The organism is Luteolibacter yonseiensis, assembly GCF_016595465.1.
Classification (GTDB): Bacteria; Verrucomicrobiota; Verrucomicrobiia; order Verrucomicrobiales; family Akkermansiaceae; genus Luteolibacter; species Luteolibacter yonseiensis.
The window spans coordinates 28,448-49,958 of the sequence record NZ_JAENIK010000001.1; the positions used below are offsets into that span (position 1 = coordinate 28,448).

The following is a 21,511-nucleotide window of genomic DNA, read 5'->3' on the forward strand; positions in this document are numbered from 1 at the left end:
GTCCGGCGCGATCTCTATCGATACAGGGAATTTGAAAAATGAGCGTGAAACGCGGAAAAACAACCCCGGCGAGGGATGGACGTGGGGGAGGGAGCCTGCCCTCCTTGGGCATGGACGGAAAAATACGGCTGTTGATCGTGGATGATCATGCGATGGTGAGGGAGGGATTGGAAGCCATGCTTTCCGTGGACACCCGTTTTGAAAGCATTCTGACGGCATCCTCGCGGGAGGAGACCATGGAGATCCTCGCGCGGGCCAGCCCCCATCTGGTGCTGCTGGACCTCCGCATGCCGGGGTTCGACGGGTTCAACGTGTTGGAAACGGTGCTGGGCCGCTGGCCTTCCATGAGGGTGCTGATCCTCTCCGCCGGGGCCACCGGGCCGGAGGTGAGGCTGGCCCGGTCCAAGGGCGCGCGGGGCTACATCTGCAAGTCCGCCGGACGCGCCGCGCTGCTGGAGGCCATCGACACGGTGATCGACGGTCGGACATTCTTCGAGGACGGGGCGGCGCGGGAGGAGGACGATCTCACGTTGTCCGCCCGGGAGCTCGAGGTGCTGCGCCACCTGGGCCGCAGTCTTTCCGCGGACGAGCTGGGGGTCGTCTTCGGCATCAGCAAGCACACCGTGAAGAGCCACCTGAAGGCGATTTTCATGAAACTCGGCGTCGCCGGGCAGGCCGAGGCGGTGACGCGCGGATATGAGATGGGGCTCATCACGGTCGAAAAGGACAGGTGACCGCCGGGACGGTTTCCACCACTCCTCCGGCGGCGCGGGATATCCCTCCCGCGAGGGATGGTGGATGAGCGGGGGATCGCGTTGAATCGGAAGCGATGCGGATCGCCCGTGCCCGGACCGGAAAACCCTCCGGACCGGGCCACGGCTTTCCCACCGGCTCCCATCCACCCCAAGCTCAATTCCAAAAAACCCAATCCATGTCGAAACCATTCCAGAATCCCGGCCCCTCCCACCTCGCCCTCCGGATCGCGGCCCTTTCCACCCTGGCGACCATCGTTCCCGCCGCTGCGGCGACATTCACCTACACGCCCGCATCCGGCACCGGAGACCTTTGGTCCGCAGGCACGGGTTGGGACGCCGCTCCCGCCGGCGGCACCGGCACGCGGCTGACCTTCGCGACCGCCGCTCCCGGCCCGCTCGCCAATGCCAGCACGAACGACCTGCCGGGAGAGTTCTTCCTGAACATCCTCGACCTGTCCGGCACCGGTCCGGCCACGGGCGGAGCCTCCGTCACCGTCAACGCCGTCGATCCGGCCACGGGACTCACGCTGGCGACCGATGTCGCCGCCCCGGTGGTGAATCTCGACGCCCTCGCCGGAGATTCCGGGCTGGCCTATCGGATCAATCCGGTCCTCACCCTGGCCAACGACACCACCTTCACCGGAGCCGGCACCGCCACCTTCAGGTTTTCCGGCGGCATCGCGGGCCCTGGCCGCTCGCTCACCAAGGCAGGCACGAGCCAGATGGCGCTCGGCGGTCCGTCGTCGTTGGAAACGCTGCAGGTCGGATTCAACACCCCGGGCGGGAAAATCACCGCGGAAGCGGGAAGCTCGCTCACCGTCGGGACCGGCACGGGGGTGGCGCGGATCGGCGCGACCAACTCGGCCAACGCCACCGGCGCGCTCGATCTCTCCGCCGCCGCCAGCTTCGCCGCGAACGTGACCGAACTCCAGGTCGGGGTGAATTTCGGTGGATCCGCAGTCACCGCCGAGGGAGCGCTGAACCTCTCGCCGGACAACCTCATCACCGCGACCACCATGGTCGCCATCGGCCGCAGCGGCGGAAATTTCAACACTCCGCTCGCCACCGCCACCACGCCGGACGGGAGTTTCACCTCGATCAACACGCCTCTGCTGACCATCGGCCAGGGCAAGTCCAACGGCTCGTTCACCCTGGGCGCCGGCGCGTCGCTGGATATCAACGGTTTCAATGGCGGGCGCGCGGATCTCCGCGTGGGCCACAACGACCAGAGCGCTTCGGGAAACTGGAGCGGCAGCGCCGATTTTTCACGCGGACTCTTCCGGGGCACCCTCGGGGCGGTTTCCATCGGCCGCAAGACGACCACCTCCACCGGCAGCGCCAGCGGCATCCTGACCCTGGGCGACAACGACCAGCAGAACCTCGCCCTCAGCGCCACCGGCAGCCCGCTGGTCATCGCCCGTTCCGACGCCGGCACCACGGGCACCGCCACCGGCACCCTGACCATCGGACATCTCGGATTTTCCAGTTCCATCACATCGACGAACAACAGCACCGCCATCCTGATCGGCACCGGAGCGGGGTCCGTCCAGCGGGCGGCGGGCACCCTGAACCTCGGTGCGGGATTCCTCACCATCACCACCACCGGAGCCGCCATCGCGGGGGATTCCGCCAACCTGCTGAACACCAGCACCCTGAAATTCAACGGCACCACGCTCATCGCCGGGGCGAGCAGCGGCAACTGGATCCACAGCCTCACCAACGCCCGGATCTCCGACGCAGGCCTGACGATCAACACGAACGGGGCGAACGTTACCGTCCCGCAAAGCCTGTCCCACGATCCCGCCGGTGCTGCCGCGGACGGAGGCCTGATCAAGGAATTCTCCGGCATCCTCACCCTCTCCGGGACCAACACCTACAGCGGCGACACCACGGTCAACGGCGGGATCCTCCACCTCTCGAAGATCGCGGCCCTGCCAGGCTTCGATACTCCGGGCCGGCTCGCCGTCGGGGAGGCCGGGGGCCTCGGCATGAACATCGGCGGCACCGGCGAGTTCACCTTCGCCCAGCTCGAGACCTACCGCACCGACGGCACTTTCACCGGCAACCACCATTCCCTCATCCTCGACATCACGAACGCCGGTGGCGAGCAGACCTACACGAGTGCGCGGACGGACATGGGGTCCTTCATCAAACGCGGCAGCCACAAGCTGACCCTCGGCCACGACGTGGACATGTGGGGTTCGCTCGAGGTCGGTCTCAACCAGAACGCGGGCACCCTCGCCATCGCCGCCGGGAAAGACTTCACCCAGGCGCCGTCCGATTTCACCGGTGTCGGCACGATGACCCTCGGCGTCGCCACCGGCTCGGCCAACTCGCTCGGCACGCTTGATGCCTCGGCCGCGGATGCGTTCAGCATGGAGGTGACGACCCTGCGCATGGGCATCACCACCGGCACGGGCACCGCCGGAGGGAATCTCTCGCTCCCCGCGAACTCCTCCGTCACCGCCCATACGGAAATCCTCATCTCGGACAGCAACAACACCTTCAACAACGTCAACAGCACGCTCACCACCGGAGCGGGCGGCACGGCGACGGTCCGCACGCCACGGCTTCTCGTCGGCCACGGAAAAGGCCGCGGATTCGTCAACGCGGGTGCGGGTTCCACCTTCGACCTCGCCTATCTCGACGGCGCCCGCACCGCGATGGAAGTGGGGAACAATCCCGTCAACGGCGGCAGCGGCCCATGGTCCGGCACCGCGAATTTCTCCACCGCGGTCTTCAAGGGCGGGCTCTCCAGCCTGCTCATCGGGGCCATCAACGCCACCGGCGCGACCTCGTCGGTGACGGGGGTGATGACGCTCTCCAACAATCCGCTCAACCATCTGGACATCGAAGGTCCCGGCACCACCGTCACCCTCGGCAGATACGCCGGAAACACCAGCGGAACCGCGACCGGCACGCTCACGCTCGGCAATCTCGATTCCGCCAGCGCGATCACCAGCACCACCAACGAGACCGCCATCCTCATCGCCACCGGCGGCGCGGCTGGCGCGGCGAAAGCCTCCGGCACGCTCAACCTCAACGGCGGCACCCTGACCATCACCACCACCGGCAGCGCCCTCCGTGGCGACACCGCCAATCCCGACAACGCCAGCACGGTGAATTTCAACGGCATCACCCTCAAGGCCGGTGCCTCCAGCTCCGACTGGATCGGGAACCTCAAGACCGCCAACCTCGCCGCCGGCGGCCTCACGCTCGATACCAACGGCTTCGACATCGCGGTCAGCCAGGCGTTCTCCGGCACCGGTCCTTTCACGAAGTCCGGCACCGGAACGCTCGCCTTCCATGACGTGAACTCCTACACCGGCAGCACCACCGTCGCCGCAGGCACGCTCACCCTCATCGATGAAGCGCTCTCCGATACCGCCGCCGTGACCGTGGCCGCCGGAGCCGTTCTCAATCTCGCCTACCCCTCCACCGTCGTCGATACCGTCCAGTCGCTTTCGCTTGGCGGCGAGCCCGCCGGCACCGGCATCTGGGGTGCCGTGGATTCCGGAGCTCCGAACACCAGTCCGCTGATCACCGGCACCGGACGGCTCAACGTCCTTACCGGACCCGCCGGCAACGATCCCTACCCCGCCTGGGCCGCCCAGATCCCGGCGCCCGACGAGCGCGATCGCGCGGACGACCCGGACCACGACGGCTTTTCCAATGGCGTGGAATATCTTTTCGGCACCTCTCCCGTCGCCGCGAACGGCGGCCTGGTCCGGAGCAGCACCGTCGGAAACAACCTCATCGTGCGCTGGAACCAACGGGTGGGCGGAGGGTCCTACCAGCTCCAGCAGAGCGCCACGCTGGCGGAATCTCCCTGGCCCGCCAGTCCGGTGGTGCCCGCGCCCGCCGCCGACCAGAGCGGCGTTCCCGAAAACTACATCCTCCAGGAAGCCAGCGTGCCGATCGACAGTCCGCGCAAGTTCGTCCGCGTCAGCGGTGCGGAAAACTGAGTGCGGGGATCTTGATAGCACCGTCCGCCCGGGCGGTGCTTTTTCCGCCTTGCGCTGTGGGAAATGGCAGGGTTCGGGGCATCCTCCGTCATCAATTCGTTCCACTTCCGGTCCTGACACCTTCCAACCCATGAAATGATGGGGGCTTCAGCGGAGGGGCAAACAATGGGCGCGCGGCATTGTGTTCAAGATTCCGGCTTCCGGCAGGATTGGTCCAGATCTCCATTTTGGGACGCACACGACCATCCTCCGGGGGAGGGAAGACCGAATCCACCGCGCCGTGCCAGAGGTGCTTCTTGCTACGGACGAAGAAACGTATCCGCAGCCCCTCCATGCCTGTCCGCCCGTCCATGTCCTCGGGACCATACTGGCAGGTGATCGACTCCTCATATCCGTTTTCAGGAGCTTCGAACAGGAATGGGTCGCTTGGATCCGCCTTCACGACTCCACAGTCCTCGTTCCATCCGGAAATCCTCACCTCCCAACGGCGCGAATCCGCCGTGCCGATCTCTGAAACGGAAATTTTCACATCCGGTGTGTATTTGAAATCCGGATCGGTCGTGCTCCCATGGTCGTCCATCGACAGATTCTGCGGAGGTCCGCCAACCGGTATCCGCATCTCGGGATTGAAAATCATCAGGGGTTCGGGACGTTGCAATTTCCATAACCTGAATTCCACGGGATTGGCCGGATCCGGTTTGAACTCCGGTTGTTGTCCATCCATCGATTTATACAGATACTCGCGGTAGTTTGTCCCGAATGCGGTGGACAGCTGCTGGTCGTGGGGCAGGACATAACCATCCTTGGTCATTTTCAGGATCTTCAGCACGAAGCCGGACGCCCCTTCCAGCGCGAAGCGGCCGGTGGCGTCGGTGCGTGCCTCGATGACGTCAAATTCACGGAAACCGGCCCCACCCTTGACCGGCTTCACCCGCAACGTGGTCACAGCCGCACGCACGTGCACCCCTTCCAAAGGAACCCCCTGTGAGTCCAGGACCTTTCCCCAGAATCTGACATCCGTATCATAGACCGAAGCCCCGGCATTGTGGTCGTCAAGAGCTCTGGCCGCGAAAAACCTGCCGACCACCGGAAGCCCGCCGGCAAGCCGGGGAACATCCGTCATCACCAGAAGCACAAGCAAGGCCGCGACCGCCAGCAACAACGGGGTAATCATCCATTCGGCAGCTCTCATCTCCTTCAGTTCCTGTGGCTCGGGGTTCCGGCGCGAACCAACTTCATGGACACCACGGAACGTTCATTGCCCTGTCAAGTGTGATCGCCCGGTTGGGAGATTGCCAAATCCACCACTGTCAGGACCTGACCGGCCGGGGCGGGTTGTCATGAAAATCTTGCGGCAACAAAACGCCACCATGCCAGACCCGGATCTAACATGATCCAATTTTGTCACCTTTTCCTGCGACCGGACGAAGAGAGTTCCGTGCTGTAAGGGGCCTTTCGCAAGGAAAGACCATCCGCACATGCACCCCATCCCTACCAAACACCGTCTCACCCTCCTCGTCGTGGCCGCGGCGGCGGGCTTGTCATCACCGGCCCGCGCCCAGGAGCGCTTCCTCCTCGACATCGGTTCGTCCGGCCGGCTCACCACGACTCCGACCACCGCTCCGGTCGCGGGAGTGCACTGGAACAACCTGACCCAGCCGACGGCGGCCGCCTCCACGGTGACCACCCTGGTCAACACCGCGGGTGCGAGCACCTCCGGAACGACCTTCGCGGTGACGGATGCGTTCGCGTTCAGTTCCACGAACGGCCACGCCTCCACCTCCGCGGCCTACCTGCATTCCGCCTCGTCGGATTTCTGGGCGGTGCAGAACAATCCCGGCAAGGACGCGCGCGGCGTGATCCGGATCGGCGGGCTGGATACCACCGGCACCAAGGTCTATGACTTCACGCTCTTCGGATCCTCCAACCGCGCGCTGACGCAGAAGCTCATCGCCGACTACACCGTGAGGGGGTCCACCTCCGAGACGAAGAGCCTCGAGGCGGTGGGAAACATCACCAACACCGTGACCTTCACCGGCATCCAGCCGGACTGGCGGGGCAACATCCACATCACCACGGACGTGAACCCGGCGTCCTACAGCAGCGCGAGCGAGTCCTATGCCGTGCTTGGCGTCGTCGATTTCCAGTCCCGCCTGGAATCCCGCCCGCCGGTGCTTCCCCCGGTTTATTCCGCCATGGGAAACACGCCGAATCCCGCGGCGGAGGCCAATCCGGCCAACCCGAAGGGACTCACCGCCTACGTGCTGGAATCCAAGGACAGCTACACCGGCCGCGTCGGTCTCGGTGAACTGCTGCGCCGCGCCGGCTTCAACGTGAAGCCGCTGCCGCTCGACGCGCCTCCATTCAACACCGCGCCGGGTTCGGATTTCTCGGAAGACGTGGATCTCATCGCCATCGGTTCGTTTTCCTCGGAAGATCCGGACTACCAGGCCTACATGACCCAGTATGGCGACGTCCTGGACGATTATGTGGACCGCGCGGGCCTCCTCATCCAGTTCACCCAGGCGGACCAGACGGAGGACGAGCCTCCCTTCCTGCCGGACACGCAGAACGCCAGCCGCAATGACACGGATTTCTCCAAGGCGCTCATCCTCGAAAAGCAGCACCTCATGATGCAGGGACTGCCGACGGTGGACGGAGGCAACGCCATCGAGCTGACGCTGTGGAACGAGCCGGGCAACACTTATACGGACAACACGCTGTGGGAGTCCTATTTCCAGTTCTTCGGATTCAACGTGATCCTTTCCGGCGACAACCGCGCCCGCACCCCCGGCTTCATGGAAGGTGCCTACGGCCAGGGCCGCTTCTTCCTTTCCGCGATGGCGAATGACAAAATCCTCAACGCCGATACCGGCGAGCCCACCGAGACCCCCTCGCTGCGCGCCTTCAACGACGTTTTCTTCGCGAACCTCTACAACTACGCCGGACTTGTCCGGGACATCGCCACCCCTCCGATCACCATCACGCCGCAGCCCGGCAGCTCCACCATTCCGGAGGGAGCGTGGTCCATCGTGCTGCTGCCGGACACGCAGATCTACTCGCAGAACTATCCCGGCCTGTTCGAGGCGCAGACCGCCTGGATCGCGGACAACATCAAGGACCGCAACATCAAGTTCGTCCTCCACCTCGGTGACATCACCAACGTGAACTCCGTGCCCGAGTGGAAATTCGCCCGCAAGGCGATGGCGAATCTCGACGGCATCATGCCCTACGCCTTCGTCACCGGAAACCACGACTACGGTCCGGGCGGAAACGCCGCCACCCGCGACACCTACCTGAACGACCATTTCAAGGTCAGCCAATACCAGGACTGGCCGACCTTCGGCGGAGTCAAGGACGCCGGGAAAATGGACAACAGCTACCACCTCTTCTCCGCCGGCGGCGTGGACTTCATCGTCCTCGCGCTGGAGTGGGCGGTGCAGGATGCCACGGTCGTCTGGGCCCAGTCCATCCTCGACCAGTATCCCAACCGCACCGCGATCCTGCTGACCCATGCCTACATGAACAACAATGATTTCCGCTACGACCACCTGGACACCAGCCGGCCGCAGACCTATAACCCGCACGACTACTCCACGCCCGGCCTCAAGAACGACGGCCAGCAGCTCTGGGACAAGCTGGTGAAGAAGAACAACTTCGCCTTCACCTTCAACGGCCACGTCCTCGGCGACGGCACCGGCTTCCGCATCGACAACAACGAGGCGGGCAAACCCGTCGCCCAGATGCTGGCCAACTACCAGATGCGGAACCTCGGCGGGGAATCCTACCTCCGCGTGCTGGAGTTCCAGCCGGATGGCAAGACCGTGAAGGTTACCACCCACTCGCCGGTCTATAACAACTACCTCACCGCCGCCGACCAGGACTTCCAGTTCGAGGTGCCGCTCGGCGCCGCGGACAGCGACAACGACGGGATCCTCGATTACTACGACGATGACTTCGATGACGACAACGACGGCCTGAACAACTACCAGGAACACTCGGTCTACGGCACCTCCAGCAAGTCCGCCGACACCGACCGGGACGGCATCTCCGACGCGAAGGAAATCGCGGCGGGGACCAATCCCTCGCGCAACGACAAGACCGAGTTCGACGCCGTGAAAAACAACCGCGCGGACCTGGACCTCTTCACCCGCGGAGACCTGATGGACGTCCGCCCCTCGCCGATGCTTATCGAAGTCACGGAAGGGGAGGCGAAGCTGGACTTCCAACTGGAGCAATCCTCCGACCTGCTCGAATGGAATCCGGCAGGGGAGAAGCTGGAGTGGAACCTGCCCGTGGAAGAAGGCACCCGCCTCTTCCGCCTCCAGATGGCTCCCACCGAATGATGCCTCAGGCCGCCATGCGGATTGTCAGAACCTACCCCCCCAGGATCTGTCAGTCCGCTGCGTTGTCCTGAGTTCACGCTTCAGCGGACCGCTCCAGCGTGCTCTTCCGAACGGCAATCCGGTTTTGACGTGAGAACAGAGGGCTGTATGTGAACGGATTCTCGTGAAAAGGCCGGAGTCTCGTGAAAGAGCAAACTGAAGTTTGAACTCCGGACAATGTCGCGGCGGATCTTCGTCATATTGTTCCACCAAGCTCTTTTGGTGATTTGTATTTATGCATTTCCGATGCCCGAGGAGCCGCCTGATTCCGTGATGTCTCACGCCGCCTCTTCCAGCCTTCATCTCGGAAGGGCAAGTTCCAGTGCCACCCGCCATCCGGTTCATACGTAGATCGCGCGAACGTCACGCATAACCGCTTGCCTTTCCGCGCGGGGACGGCTTGTTAGTGCTTCAATCAGGCGCTTCCTCACCTTTCGGATGAAAAAATCATATCTGCTCTCCCTATCCGCCGTCGCTCTCGCCTGTTTCTCAGGTGGATGGATCAGTCCCGCCGCGGGTTCTCCCGAGGTTTCCAGCCTCGCTCAAGCCTCGAACAGTGGTGCCGCGTCATTCACCCTTTCACCCATCGCGGGGCGACAGATCAGGAACGCGCCGATCCCCGTCACCATCATCGCGCGCGACAGCCAGGGGGCGGTCATCCCGGACTATACGGGCGCGCCGTCCTTCACCGCGGCGGGTCCTTCGGGACCCATCGAGGTTTTCACCCCCACGGCCGGGGGATTCGTGGCCGGGGTTTACACGGGGAATGTGACCATCGGCCAATACGCGGAGGGCGTGGTCCTGACCGCGAGCGCGGACGGCATGTCGGTGGCGAGCAACGCCTTCGATGTGGCCCGTGGTCCGATGAACCGCCTGACCTGGGCACAGGTCGCCTCGCCGCAGACCGTGGATACTCCTTTCAGCGTCAGGCTGCGGGCGGAGGACGCGGGGGGGAATCTGGTGGAGGATTTCGCGGAAGACGTCTCGCTCGCGGCGCTTTCCCTTTCCCCCGGCGCACCGACGGGGACGGGCACGCGGATCAACCGGGACCTGGACTCACACTACTCACAATCGCGCTTCCAGTGCGTTTACACTCCTGCCGAAGTCGGCGGGACCGGTCCGCTGACCGCGCTCGCCATGGAAATCGGCGAACTGCCGGAACTCCCGTATGAAGAGTTCACGATCCGGGTGAAGCACACCTCGAGAGCCAATTACGATGCGCCCCATCCCGGCTGGGAGACCGATGGCTGGACCGTGGTGTATCGTGGATCCGTGCGGATCGAGGCCACGGGCTGGCACACCTTCCCATTCACCGTTCCGTTCGACTACGACGGCACCAGCAACCTGATGGTGGATTTCAGCTTCAACGGCGAGGGCTGGGGCTATGCGGGGGGGTATCTGGCGAGCGTGACGTCCGACAGCCGCAAGATCGACTATCAGACGCTCTCCGGTGACTCACCGCTGACCTGGTCCGGCGAAAGCGATTACTTCTCCACCTCGAACGAACTCCCGAATCTCCGTTTCACCTCTTACAACGCTCTTTCGCCCATCCGCCCCGCCACGACCGGCGCGTTCTCGGGTGGTGTGTGGAATGGCGTCGTCTCCGTTCCCTTCACGGCGGGCGGCGTGAAACTCTTCGCTTCCGATGGCGCGGAACACCGCGGCGCGAGCGACGGATTCGCCGTGGAGGCTGCGAAACCAGTGATCCGTCCTGGAACCATCACGGAAACGTTCGAGAAACTGCCGCTGGAGAATGCCTGGAAATTCACCGGCACCGGCACCCATCGGACCGAGGTCAGCACCTACTACAAGGCGCACGGTGGCACACGCCACCTGCTCATGGATTCCGGAACCTACGGCTATTCCCGCAACGAAGCGACCTGGACGGTGGATCTCAGGGGACTGAGCGGCGTCACCCTCAAGTTCTGGGCGAAGCGGGGTTATGAAGAGTACTACTATCAAACCACCCCCTCGCCGCCGAGTCCCTTCACCGACGGAGCGGATTTCAATGGCGTCGCCATCAGCACGAACGGAACCAAGTGGTATGAGGTGCAGTCGTTCCGCGAGATCGAACGGGACTGGACACAGTTCTCGGTGGATTTGGACAGCGCCATCGCCTCTCTCGGTCTCACTTACAATACCAGCTTCAGAATCCGTTTCAACCACTACGAACGGGGCCCGATGGACGGCAACGGTCTCTTGGTGGACGACATCGAGATCACTTCCAAACAATCCCCTTACTTGCTGAAAGTCAGCGGGCCCGGGCAGGTCCGCGAGGGCGATGGACCCGCCCGTTTCGCGGTGACGCTTCCTTCCGCCGTGGCGACGGATACGGTGGTCAACCTCGTCAGTTCCGCCCCCGCCAAGGCCACCGTTCCCGGTCAGGTCACGGTGCCCGCGGGCCGGCTGAGCGCCTCTTTCATGGTACAGCCTGCCGACGATTCATTGGCGGACGGTCCGAAAACCATCGAGATCATCGCCACGAATCCTCTTCTTTCCGGCACCGCCCATCCTCTGGTGGTGCTCGACAATGACGGGGGCGGCCTGGCGTTCACCGTTCCCTCCACGGCCACCACAGAAGGTGCGGATCCCCTCCAAGGCACCGTGAGCATCGCCGAACCGGCCGTCTCGCCCACCACTTTCATCGTTACCAGCGGCAACACGAAGGAAATCACCGTGCCCGCCACCGTCACCATCCCGCTGGGCGCCACCTCCGCCCCGCTGCCGGTCACCATCGTGGATGACAGCCGGTTGGACGGCCTCCAATCCACCACCGTGACCGTCGCCGAACCGGGAGGCGGTCTCTCGAAAAGCGTCACCATCCATGTGGCCGACAACGAGACGCTGGATCTGCAACTGGTTCCCTCCACCACGCCGGCACCGTCCTCGGTGAACGAAAGCGGCGGCGGCATCAGTTTCGTCGCCAGCCTGCCGGGCGGCGTCACCACCGCCAGCACGCTGACCTTCAGCTCCTCCTCACCCGCGAAAATCATCCCGCCCGCGCCGAACATCATCCCCGCGGGAAACATCTCCTCGACCGCGACCTTCACCCTCGTGGATGACCAGGTTTCCCAAGCCTCCGAGCCTGTCACGCTCACCGTCAGCTCGCCCGGCTTCAACAGCGCCTCCTACGTCCTCACCTTCCTCGACAACGATCCGCACCATTTCACCATCTCTCCCATCGCCAGCCCGCAGGTCCTCGGTGCGCCGATCGCCGTCACGGTGACGGCATGCGATCCGTCCGGCGGGCCCGTGGCGGGCTTCCTGGGGCCCGTCACGCTCGGTGCGGGCGGCCGTTCGATCATTCCGACCTCGCTCGCCACCTTTGCCGGCGGCGTCCACAACGGAACCCTCCGGATCAACGAGGCGGCCGACGATGTCGTGCTCACCGTCGCGGACTCACAAGGGCACACCGGAACCAGCAATCCCTTCGATGTCGGGCCCGGTGCCTTCCAGCGGCTTGCCTGGGCACCCATGCCGTCCACCCGTCCACCTGCCAGCAATATCCCGGTGGCCCTGAAAGCCGTGGATGCGGGCGGAAATGTCGATCCATCCGTGAACGGGCCCGTCACCCTGCGGGCGCTGACACCCGTGCCCGCCTTCACCGTCGGTGAGGGGGAGGGCAGCACCTGGTACTTCCTTTTCACCTTTTACGAGCGCTGCCGTTCCCAGGTGATCTACCTCGCGGACGAAATCGGCGGAAAGCGCACCCTCGGCGGCATCGCGCTGAATGTGAAATCCGGCGCGGACGGTCAGAAGCTCACCAATTTCACCATCCGTCTCAAGACGACCACCCGCGGGCAGATGGACCCCTCCGCCGGCTGGGATGGAGACGGCTGGACGGTGGTCCACAAATCCACCCCGATCCTGTCCGGAAACGGATGGGTCACCCTGCTCTTCGATGTGCCGTTTGAATACGACGGTCAGGAAAACCTGCTGGTGGACTACAGCTACAACAGCCCCTCCGACTTCTCGCTGGTGGACTGGACCGCGGATTATCACGACGGCGAAAACCGGGTCCTCTACGGCTACTCGAGTTCCTCCACGGATCCTCTCTCCTGGTCGGGTCCCGGCAATACGGGCTATACTTCCTCCTACCTGCCGCAGACCCGCTTCCTCACCTTGCAGCCTGTCGCGGCCAATCTTCCCGCCTCGTCGGAAATCAGCGGCGGCACGTGGAACGGTCTGGTGTCATTCACGGGAAACATCGACCGGGTATTCCTTGAAGCCGTCGATTCCTCAGGGCACTACGCCTTCAGCGACGCCCTGCGCATCGGTGCGCCCGCCCTCCCGGCCAAGACATCCCTCCCGTTCAGCGACGGGTTTGAAACCGGCACGCTCTCCAGCGCGTGGGAGACTTCCGCCACCGGAAGAGGAAGTGTCCGGGTGGCCTCCACCGACACCCCGCACACCGGGACCGGGCATGCCGTGTCCGACACTACTTACGATGACGCCCGTACTGAACTGACGCTGCCGCTCGACCTCACCGGCCATACCGGCGTGGTCCTGGATTTCTGGGCGAAACGTTTCGACAGCACCGACGATGGTCCGCCCTCGGCCCCCTTCACCGAGGGTGCTGACTTCGACGGCGTGGCCATGAGCGCCGACGGAAACCACTGGTATGAAATCCAGCCCCTGCGCGGCATGACGGCCAAGACATGGACACGGTTCACCGTCGATCTCGACGCCGCCGCCGCCGCACACGGTCTTGTCTACACCTCGGATTTCCGCATCCGCTTCAACCAGTTCGGCGACAGCAGCGCGCCGTATGACGGCCTGGCGATCGACGATGTTTCCGTCACGGGAAATGCTCCGGGCCGCCTGACGCTCGGACTGCCCGACTGGATGGGGGAAAACTCCGGCATCGAGGAGGGGTCGGTCCAACTGCCTTCCGCGGTCGCGACGGACACCGTGGTGGAACTCGCATCCTCCAGCCCTCTCGCGCTGACGGTCCCTTCCAGCGTCATCATTCCGGCGGGGGAGACCGGCGTCACGTTCAACGTCACGGCGGTGAACAACTCCACCCTCAACGGCCCGCTCCGCGTCAATGTGACAGGAACCGCCGTCAACCTGGCACCCGCCACCGCGGCGGTGGAACTGCGCGATGACGAGAGCGGCACGCCCGCCCTGTCCGCGCCGGACGCCGTCTATGAAAATGAAAATTCCGGATCAGCCACCCTCACGATTTCCACCCCGGCCACCGGAGCCCTCGTCTTTTCCCTCACTTCCAGCCTGCCCGCCACCGTGCAGGTCCCCGCCACCGTGCGGATCCCGTCCGGCCAGACCTCGGTGAGCTTCCCGCTGAATGTCGTGCCTGACTACAAATTCACCGGTCCCCGGGAGGCTCTCCTCTCCGCCAGCCTCGACGGCTGGCCCACAGCGACCGCCCCCGTCACCGTGCTCGACGAACAAAGCCGTCCCTTCAACTGGTCGCCGTCCTCCACCGACTTCGCCGTCGAAGGCGATACAAGGGATGTCCGGATCATTGCTCATGGCATCGTGAGCGAAGATCTGGTCCTCACGCTCAGCTCGTCGGACACCTCCCGGCTCACCCTCCCCGCCACCGCCACCATTCCCGCCGGGACCCAGATGGTGTCCGTTCCCATCACCGGAGTGGACAACAACGCGGTCGAAGGGGACCGGACCGTCACCATCACCGCCAGCACGGGTGGACACCTGATCGACACCCGCGACCTGCAGGTGCGTGACAACGACGCGCACCGCTTCACCTTCGATCCCGTCCATCCCCGTCAGTTCAGCGGCCAGGCGTTTCCCGTCAGCGTCTCGGCATATGACCTCGAGGACAGGCTGATTTCCAACTACTGGGAAACCTTGCCCATCACCGCTACCGGCGACTCCGGAACCCTCGGCATCAGCCCCGCCACGCTCTCCTTCAGCGGCGGGGTGGCTGTCGCCAACATGACCATCAACACCGTTTCGGAAAACGTCCGGTTGCGGGTTTCCCCGGACGCGGTCCCTTCCGCCACCAGCGGAGCCTTCAGCGTCATGGCCACCGGACCGGCCAAATACAACTGGAGCACCATCAGCGCGACGAAGACCGCCGGGACGCCCTTCACCGCCACCATCACCGCACGCGACGCGGGCAACAATCTCATGTCCGGACATACGGGCTTCGTGGCGCTTTCGACCTTTGTGGCCGAGCGTGTCATCGGCCAGGGGACAAACTATTCCGAACAATTCCCGTTGAGCGGCAACTATCCGAACGCGAGAACCCAGTCGATCTACCTCCCCGGCGAGGTTGGCCCCGCCAACACCCTTTCCTCGCTTTCCTTCTACGTCGCTGTCAATCCCCCGGGATACCCCGCCTCCCCGCCCGTGACGGCCGCCTGGACGATCCGGATGAAACATACCACCCTGGCGAGCCACACCGCCCGCACCTGGGACAACAGCGGCTGGACCACCGTTTTCTCCGGGAACCAAACCCTCCCTGAGAGCGGCTGGGCGACATTCCATTTCAGCACCCCCTTCGCCTACAACGGCACCAGCAACCTGCTGGTGGAGTTCATCCACGCCGGTGCCAACTCCAGTTATCGCAAGGTGGTCCGGAACTACCCCGCCACCGTCAACCGCACCCTTTTCGGGATCAGCTCCTCCGGCGGCAGCCCGGTGAATTGGTCGGGCTCCAATCCGTCGGCATATCCGGTCAACGCGATGCCCCAGATCAAACTGAATTCCGGTATCGCCGGCGGGCCCGTCGCCCCTTCCACCGTCCTGCTCACCAATGGTGTCTGGACCGGGTCGTTGAGCATCGGGAAGGTTACCCCGTCCTTCTCCATCGTCGCCACGGATCTCAACGGGATGACCGGGAAGAGCAACAACTTCTCCGTGGTTTCCTCCCCTGACAGCGATGGCGACGGTCTGCCGAATTTCTGGGAAACGGCCAACGGCCTCGCCTCCAACGACGCGGCCGCCCACGCCGGTGCCATGGGCGATCTCGACGGCGACGGAGTGCCGAATCTGCTGGAGTATGCCTTCAACCTCGACCCGAGTGCCGCCGGCACCACCGGCCTGCCCTCTTCCGTGACCATGGCCAACCCGGTCGATGGCGGGGATTACCTCGAGTTCACCTACCGCCGCCGCCTTGGCGCGGCGGGCGTCAGCTACATCATCGAGACCTCCGCCGATTGCAAGACATGGTCGGCGGCCGCCACCCAATACGAAACCGCCGCCGGTCCCTTGCCCACGGGAGATGGTGTCACGGAAACCGTCACCGTCCGCATCCTGCCGAAAATCACCGCCACCGCCGTGAGGTTCGCCCGCCTGCGGGTGGCCGCGCCCTGACGATGTGTCCGCCCTGACAACGGCGGGAACCGACCCGCGGTTGTCCCACGCTCTCTTTGGCATCTTGAATCCCGGGCCACCATTCCGTGGGATGTGACCGGTCCGAGGGCTTTGCCTAGGGTCCGGCACCTTCCCGAAACGCTTCATTGCGGGTGAAGCGGGAGGGGCGGCAACTCCTCCGTCTGATAGATATCAAAACACAGGCCGCCCGGGGTTTCCGGGCGGCTTCCTTCATGACATGCGGCGTGGAGCCAAAACCCGCCGCAGGAGAGACGACGCGGTTGCCGCCGCCAGCGCCTCATGCCGCGGCTCCTCCGCAGGGTGTGTCAGTTCCCGGTCATGGTGACCGAGTCAGTCGTTGGCGCTGTCGCGGGATCCGGCTTCTGCGGGGGATTTCCGGCCACGCCGCCTTCCGCGGTTCCGGTCCCTCCGTTTTGCGACACGGGCTCTTTGACGGGGATGGGCACCTTCGGTGCCGAACCGGCGGCCTGTTTCGTCAGAGAACTCCGGAAGATCCCGTGCAGAAGATCCGTCGTCGGCTTGTTGAAGATTCCGCCCTGGAGACGGTCGCCGCTGTGGCCGGAGAGAACGGTGGTCGGAACCTGGAAGACCCAATAGGCCTTGCTGTCCAACACATGGTCCACGTCAGGCTGGTGATGCGTGTCCAGGAGATTGAGCTTCCATTGCTCGGTCTCTCCCTCGGACCCGGTGGCGAGGGGGTAGACCTCTTCCGTACGGACGATGGCGGCTTTCCTGGTTTCGGTACCATTCTCCAGCACGTGGGTGAATTGTCTCGGATCGTTGGTCACGGTGTCCGCCAGATAACTGGACTGTTTGTCTCGGGTGCTCTCATAATAGCGGGTTTTCGTGCGCAGGCCGAGCCAGTAGCCGGCCGTCCACGCCTGGCCGTTGGCACCGTCATCTTTGGCACCCACCGCCACGACCAGGGGATAGTCCTTGTTCCAGCCGCTCAGCCCTCGTTTGATCACGCGGGCGTTCAGGGATTCGGAGGCGGGGTTGACCAACACCACCAGATTCGCCAGCGGCCGGTAGTTCTCCCAGTTTCCGGACTGGGCGGCCATTCCCATGCCGACCGTCCGCTCGAGAATACGGCCACCGAACGAATGCCCCATCATCACGGACTTCCCTTGTGCTTTCCAAGCGGTGGTGGAGATCTTGCTCAACGTCTGGCTCAGGCGGATGTTCGACATGCGGTCGGTGGCCTGCTTCCGGTCCCAGAAGGAAAAGACGGCGGGAATCGTGGAAACGAACCCCAGCTTTTCGTCGATGGAGGCACCCCGCCAGCCGATATAGACGCCGCGTACGGAGAAGGCGAGTCCCTGTTTGTCCAGGTCTGCGACGAACTTGTGGAATTGAATCAGGTCGGAGTCGTCTTCGCGGGGGTCGTGCCGCCAACCATGGATGAAGGTGATCACCAGCGGTGGTTTTGGCGTGTTCCGCAGCATCTTCGTCGCCTGGTCCACCTGGTGCGCGTCCCAAAGGTCGCCCTGCTCGTCGAATTCGACGGCGGCGATCAGGTTGGTCGTGGCGGCTTTTCCGCCGTCCGGCGTGCTGACTTTGACATTGGGCCAGTTGGCCTGATGCTGTTGGTGCGGGGCACACGAAAACGTGACTGCGGCGAGAAGCACGGGGAGACTCCGGAGAATGCTGTGGTGTGATCGGCTGGTCATGGTTTTTTTCGGATGATGGGGTGGGGAAAAGGCGGTGTGAATTCAGGGGGAGGGCTGTCGATCCGTCTGGCGGATCTGCCCTCCGAGGGTCATGGCTTGTTTTTTGTCAGTGGCTTGAGACGGAGCTCTTCGAAGAGCGCCTTCCGGAACGCCTCGCGGTCGCCGGGATCCGCCGCACCGGTCACGGTCGAGTGTCCGCAGGTTTCGACGCTGATTTTTTCGTAACCGGGATGACGCGCAATGGCCACCGGCAGTCCCCGATGCGGTCCATCTGGAATGCCGATGCGCAGCCGGTGTTGCCGGGGTTCTTTCAAAGCCATGGTCCGCTCGGCCAGACGGGCGGTGCGCTCGATGATGGCGACAGGGTCCTCGAGATAGTTGATGGAGATCAGTTTCTTTTTCGAATCGCTGTCCAGCGCGGCGATCGCCGCGCTCACGTCCGCCTCCGGGATGCCCAGCGCTTTCTTCCGTGAGGGGGTCCAGGGGAGCATGGGGACCGCAGGCTGGCAGACCACCACTGTTTCCACCTGCGGCAGGGCGAGCAGGCCCAGCGCCTGGCCTCCTGTCATGCAATTCCCGATGACCGTGAGTTTTTCATGCGGATTCTCCGCCTGCACCTTGATGGCGAGCTCGCGGATGTGGTTCCGGACCGGGCCACCCTGTTTGCTGTATAAAGACCAATCAGGGGAGAAAACGACGAATGGCCAGAGCGTGGCGGGGAGATCAGACCCATAGCTGCCATAGAAGCGGGGCACGTAGACCTTGCAGCCGGCCTGTTCCAGTTCCAATGCGAGGTCCAGGGCTCCCGGACTCTGGCCGTTCAGTTCATGCAGGAGAAGTATGGGACGGGTGCCGGTGCGGGTGACATTCACCGGCCAGGATTTTCCACAGGTGGTGATGCTTCTCTCCGGTTGGAAGCGTTCGGGCAGCGGAGGTTTTTCCTTTTGCGGTCTTTTCAGGCAGGCGCAGCTGGAAAAGCAGACGGTGATGGCGAGCGACAGGCAGAAGGGGAGGATCCGGTGCATCAGAGCGTGGAGCGGCTTTGTTGACCTGCTTCTGTTAGTGGAATAAGACGCTGGCACAAGCTTTTTCTGAAAAGCGAAGGATGTATCTGTTACGACAATGAGGATCGATATTCAACCCATACTAACAACATATGGGTCGTTTGTTAGATCGTTCCGGATGGATATCCATGCGATGGAGTTTCATACATCTCCGGATTCCGTCACATCCGGGGCGGCCCCGGACCAACGCGACGATGGTCGGGAAGATGGCGGGGAAACCGCCGGGCGTTTTCATCACAGTTCCTTCTGCTTGCGGAACACGGTGGCCTGGCGTCTGGAGATGCTGATTTCCGTGCCTCCGGCGAGGATCAGCCGCATGCCGCCGCTGTAGGATTCGCCCACCTCCACCACCGACTTGAGGTTGACGATCTGGGACCGGCTGACGCGGAAGAAAAGGGACTTCGGCAGGCGGCGTTCCAGCGATTGGAGGGAGCGGTTCAACAGGACCTTGTGGCCGTCGAAGTGGACGTGGGTGTAGTTGCCGTCGGCGGTCAGCAGCCAGATGGAGCGGACGGGGGCGAGCCACGAGCGGGATTCGTTTTTCAACAGCACCCGGTCGCTTTCGAGCAGGGGTTCCTCGGGAGGGGCTTCCGCCGGGAGGGCGGTTCCTGCCTTGGGGGCGAGGCGTAGCAGTGCCTGGGACAGGCGGGCCGGGTCCACGGGTTTCAGCAGGTAGTCGATGGCGTTCACCTCGAAGGCCCGCAGCGCGTGGGCGTCGTATGCCGTGCAGAAGATGATCCGGGGAACGGGAAGCGGGATGGAGTCCAGCAGTTCGAAGCCGTTGGTCCCGGGCATCTGGATGTCCAGGAACAACAGGTCCGGGCCGAGCTCCGCGATCAGGTCGAGGGCGGTCCCGGCGTTTTCCGCCTCGCCCACCACTTCGATTTGCGGGTGGCTTTTCAGCAGCCGCCGCATTTCCAACCGGGCGACCGGTTCGTCGTCGATGACAAGGGCTCTCATGAAAGGGGGATGGGTTCGGACGGTTGTTGCGGAATGTCCGCCCGCACGGTCACCACGCCGTCCGCTTCGGAGATGGAGAGCGAGGCGTTGCCCGGATAGAGCAGCGCCAGCCGCTCGCGCGTGTGGATCAGTCCGAGGCCGTTTTTGTCGGGCAGGTCCCAGCCCGCGGCGAGGTTGCCGGAGTTCCGCACCGTGATCTTCAGCGTGCCGCCGTCCATGCGGAGGGAGTAGTGGACGAAGCCGGGGCCGGGATGGGTCCCCACGCCGTGTTTCACCGCGTTTTCCACCAGCGTCTGCAGGAGCAGCGGGGGAATGCAGGCGGTCGCCGCCGCGGGATCCGCCTCGCTGGTGAGGGTGAGGCGGGAGCCGTGGCGGGCGCTCTCCAGCATGAGATGCGCGTATACGGTCTCCAGCTCCTCGCCCAGCGGGACCAGCCGCTTGCGGGTGCTGGAAAGGGAGGCCCGCAGCACGTGTGCCAGGTGGGTCACCGCATCCCGCGCTCCCGCCGGATTCTCCTCGATGAGGCCGCGCACGGTGTTGAGGCAGTTGAAAAGGAAATGCGGATTCATCTGGGTGGCGATGACATCCAGCCGCGAGTCCTTGATCGCCGCCTCCTGGCGGAGCTGCATCAGCTCCATCCGCGCGAGGCGGGTGAACGCCTGCAGCGAATAGTAGATCACCATCCACGTGCAGATGACGAAGAATCCCGGCACCGAGCCATCCCCGAGGGAATACTCGAATCCGCCGTCCTGGATGTCGTTTTTCAACCACCACCGGTTGGAAACGCAGGTGATGGTCTTGACGATGACATATCCGCAGCCGGAAAGAAGAAGGCACGAGGCCAGCGCATACTGGACCAACCTCCTCAGAGGGAGATCCGCCCACGACAGGCGGGTGGAGACGCGGTGCTGCACGTGGGTCAGGAACAATCCCGTCAGCGGCAGCACCACGTTTCCCAACCAGAGGCTGGGTTTGATGATCTCCAGCTTGTTGAGAATGATCATCCGGGTTGTCGGATCGAACTCATTCATGATGGTGGTCGGCGGATCGGTCAGGATCGCGATGCTCATCAGCCCGGCGACCAACAGCCAGAACCCGGCTTGGAGGGCGGCGTATTGGGGCCCTCCCAGCAGGGGAACATAGGGGGAGGTGGCGGTGGACGTCGCGTTCATGGCGGGCAGGATTTAAATCCTTCAGATCCCCCGCGACCGCGAGAGAAATCGTGCCAACGGTCCGGACGCAGGATGAACGGTCCTGGAGAGCGCGGTGCCGGCGCTTCGCTCTGTCGCCGCACTCCATCAATCCTCCGCGTCCTCCGCAACTCCGCGTTTCGATTTCCTCCATCATCTTGGTTTGTGTCTCATTGCGACCTTCGCGATGAAATCCCAA

Annotated in this window: 9 protein-coding genes; 4 read left to right on the forward strand and 5 right to left on the reverse strand. The window is 63.8% G+C overall.

The genetic code is table 11. The features are described from left to right. The first annotated feature begins 38 nt into the window (after positions 1–38). On the forward strand, positions 39–734 hold the full coding sequence (locus JIN84_RS00115) for a response regulator transcription factor (protein ID WP_200348976.1): 696 nt from the start codon (positions 39–41) through the stop codon (positions 732–734). A 197-nt stretch (positions 735–931) separates the two neighbouring features. Next, the gene (locus tag JIN84_RS00120; protein WP_200348977.1) at positions 932–4,720 is read left to right on the forward strand and encodes a beta strand repeat-containing protein; all 3,789 of its coding nucleotides are present in this window, start codon (positions 932–934) and stop codon (positions 4,718–4,720) included. Positions 4,721–4,811: 91 nt separating this feature from the next. On the opposite strand, the gene JIN84_RS00125 is transcribed toward JIN84_RS00120, so the two are convergent. Beyond that, positions 4,812–5,894 (reverse strand): carboxypeptidase-like regulatory domain-containing protein, encoded by a 1,083-nt coding sequence (locus JIN84_RS00125; protein WP_200348978.1) that lies wholly within the window; start codon positions 5,892–5,894, stop codon positions 4,812–4,814. Between the two features lie 304 nt (positions 5,895–6,198). Here JIN84_RS00125 and JIN84_RS00130 point away from each other — a divergent pair, with 304 nt between their 5' ends. Then, the gene (locus tag JIN84_RS00130; protein ID WP_200348979.1) at positions 6,199–9,066 is read left to right on the forward strand and encodes a metallophosphoesterase; all 2,868 of its coding nucleotides are present in this window, start codon (positions 6,199–6,201) and stop codon (positions 9,064–9,066) included. 477 nt (positions 9,067–9,543) lie between these two features. After that, positions 9,544–16,407, forward strand: a complete 6,864-nt coding sequence (locus JIN84_RS00135) for a hypothetical protein (RefSeq protein WP_200348980.1) — start codon at positions 9,544–9,546, stop codon at positions 16,405–16,407. A 326-nt stretch (positions 16,408–16,733) separates the two neighbouring features. Here JIN84_RS00135 and JIN84_RS00140 read toward each other — a convergent pair whose 3' ends face one another. The 4 genes from JIN84_RS00140 to JIN84_RS00155 all read right to left on the reverse strand — a co-directional run bounded on the left by JIN84_RS00140 (position 16,734) and on the right by JIN84_RS00155 (position 21,294). After that, the gene (locus JIN84_RS00140) at positions 16,734–18,098 is read right to left on the reverse strand and encodes a hypothetical protein (RefSeq protein WP_200348981.1); all 1,365 of its coding nucleotides are present in this window, start codon (positions 18,096–18,098) and stop codon (positions 16,734–16,736) included. A gap of 89 nt (positions 18,099–18,187) precedes the next feature. Beyond that, complete coding sequence (locus tag JIN84_RS00145; RefSeq protein ID WP_200348982.1) at positions 18,188–19,123, reverse strand: hypothetical protein; 936 nt, start codon at positions 19,121–19,123, stop codon at positions 18,188–18,190. 273 nt (positions 19,124–19,396) lie between these two features. After that, complete coding sequence (locus tag JIN84_RS00150) at positions 19,397–20,122, reverse strand: LytR/AlgR family response regulator transcription factor (RefSeq protein WP_200348983.1); 726 nt, start codon at positions 20,120–20,122, stop codon at positions 19,397–19,399. Further along, positions 20,119–21,294 (reverse strand): sensor histidine kinase, encoded by a 1,176-nt coding sequence (locus JIN84_RS00155; RefSeq protein WP_200348984.1) that lies wholly within the window; start codon positions 21,292–21,294, stop codon positions 20,119–20,121. Before JIN84_RS00155 ends, JIN84_RS00150 begins: the two co-directional genes overlap by 4 nt. Positions 21,295–21,511: the final 217 nt, after the last annotated feature.

What these genes read in the sequence shown, in the direction of transcription:
- JIN84_RS00135 (WP_200348980.1), top strand. Translation starts at nt 9,544, where the DNA reads ATGAAAAAATCATATCTGCTCTCCCTATCCGCCGTCGCTCTCGCCTGT.
- JIN84_RS00115 (WP_200348976.1), top strand. Translation starts at nt 39, where the DNA reads ATGAGCGTGAAACGCGGAAAAACAACCCCGGCGAGGGATGGACGTGGG.
- JIN84_RS00125 (WP_200348978.1), bottom strand. Translation starts at nt 5,894, where the DNA reads ATGATTACCCCGTTGTTGCTGGCGGTCGCGGCCTTGCTTGTGCTTCTG.
- JIN84_RS00120 (WP_200348977.1), top strand. Translation starts at nt 932, where the DNA reads ATGTCGAAACCATTCCAGAATCCCGGCCCCTCCCACCTCGCCCTCCGG.
- JIN84_RS00155 (WP_200348984.1), bottom strand. Translation starts at nt 21,294, where the DNA reads ATGAACGCGACGTCCACCGCCACCTCCCCCTATGTTCCCCTGCTGGGA.
- JIN84_RS00140 (WP_200348981.1), bottom strand. Translation starts at nt 18,098, where the DNA reads ATGACCAGCCGATCACACCACAGCATTCTCCGGAGTCTCCCCGTGCTT.
- JIN84_RS00150 (WP_200348983.1), bottom strand. Translation starts at nt 20,122, where the DNA reads ATGAGAGCCCTTGTCATCGACGACGAACCGGTCGCCCGGTTGGAAATG.
- JIN84_RS00130 (WP_200348979.1), top strand. Translation starts at nt 6,199, where the DNA reads ATGCACCCCATCCCTACCAAACACCGTCTCACCCTCCTCGTCGTGGCC.
- JIN84_RS00145 (WP_200348982.1), bottom strand. Translation starts at nt 19,123, where the DNA reads ATGCACCGGATCCTCCCCTTCTGCCTGTCGCTCGCCATCACCGTCTGC.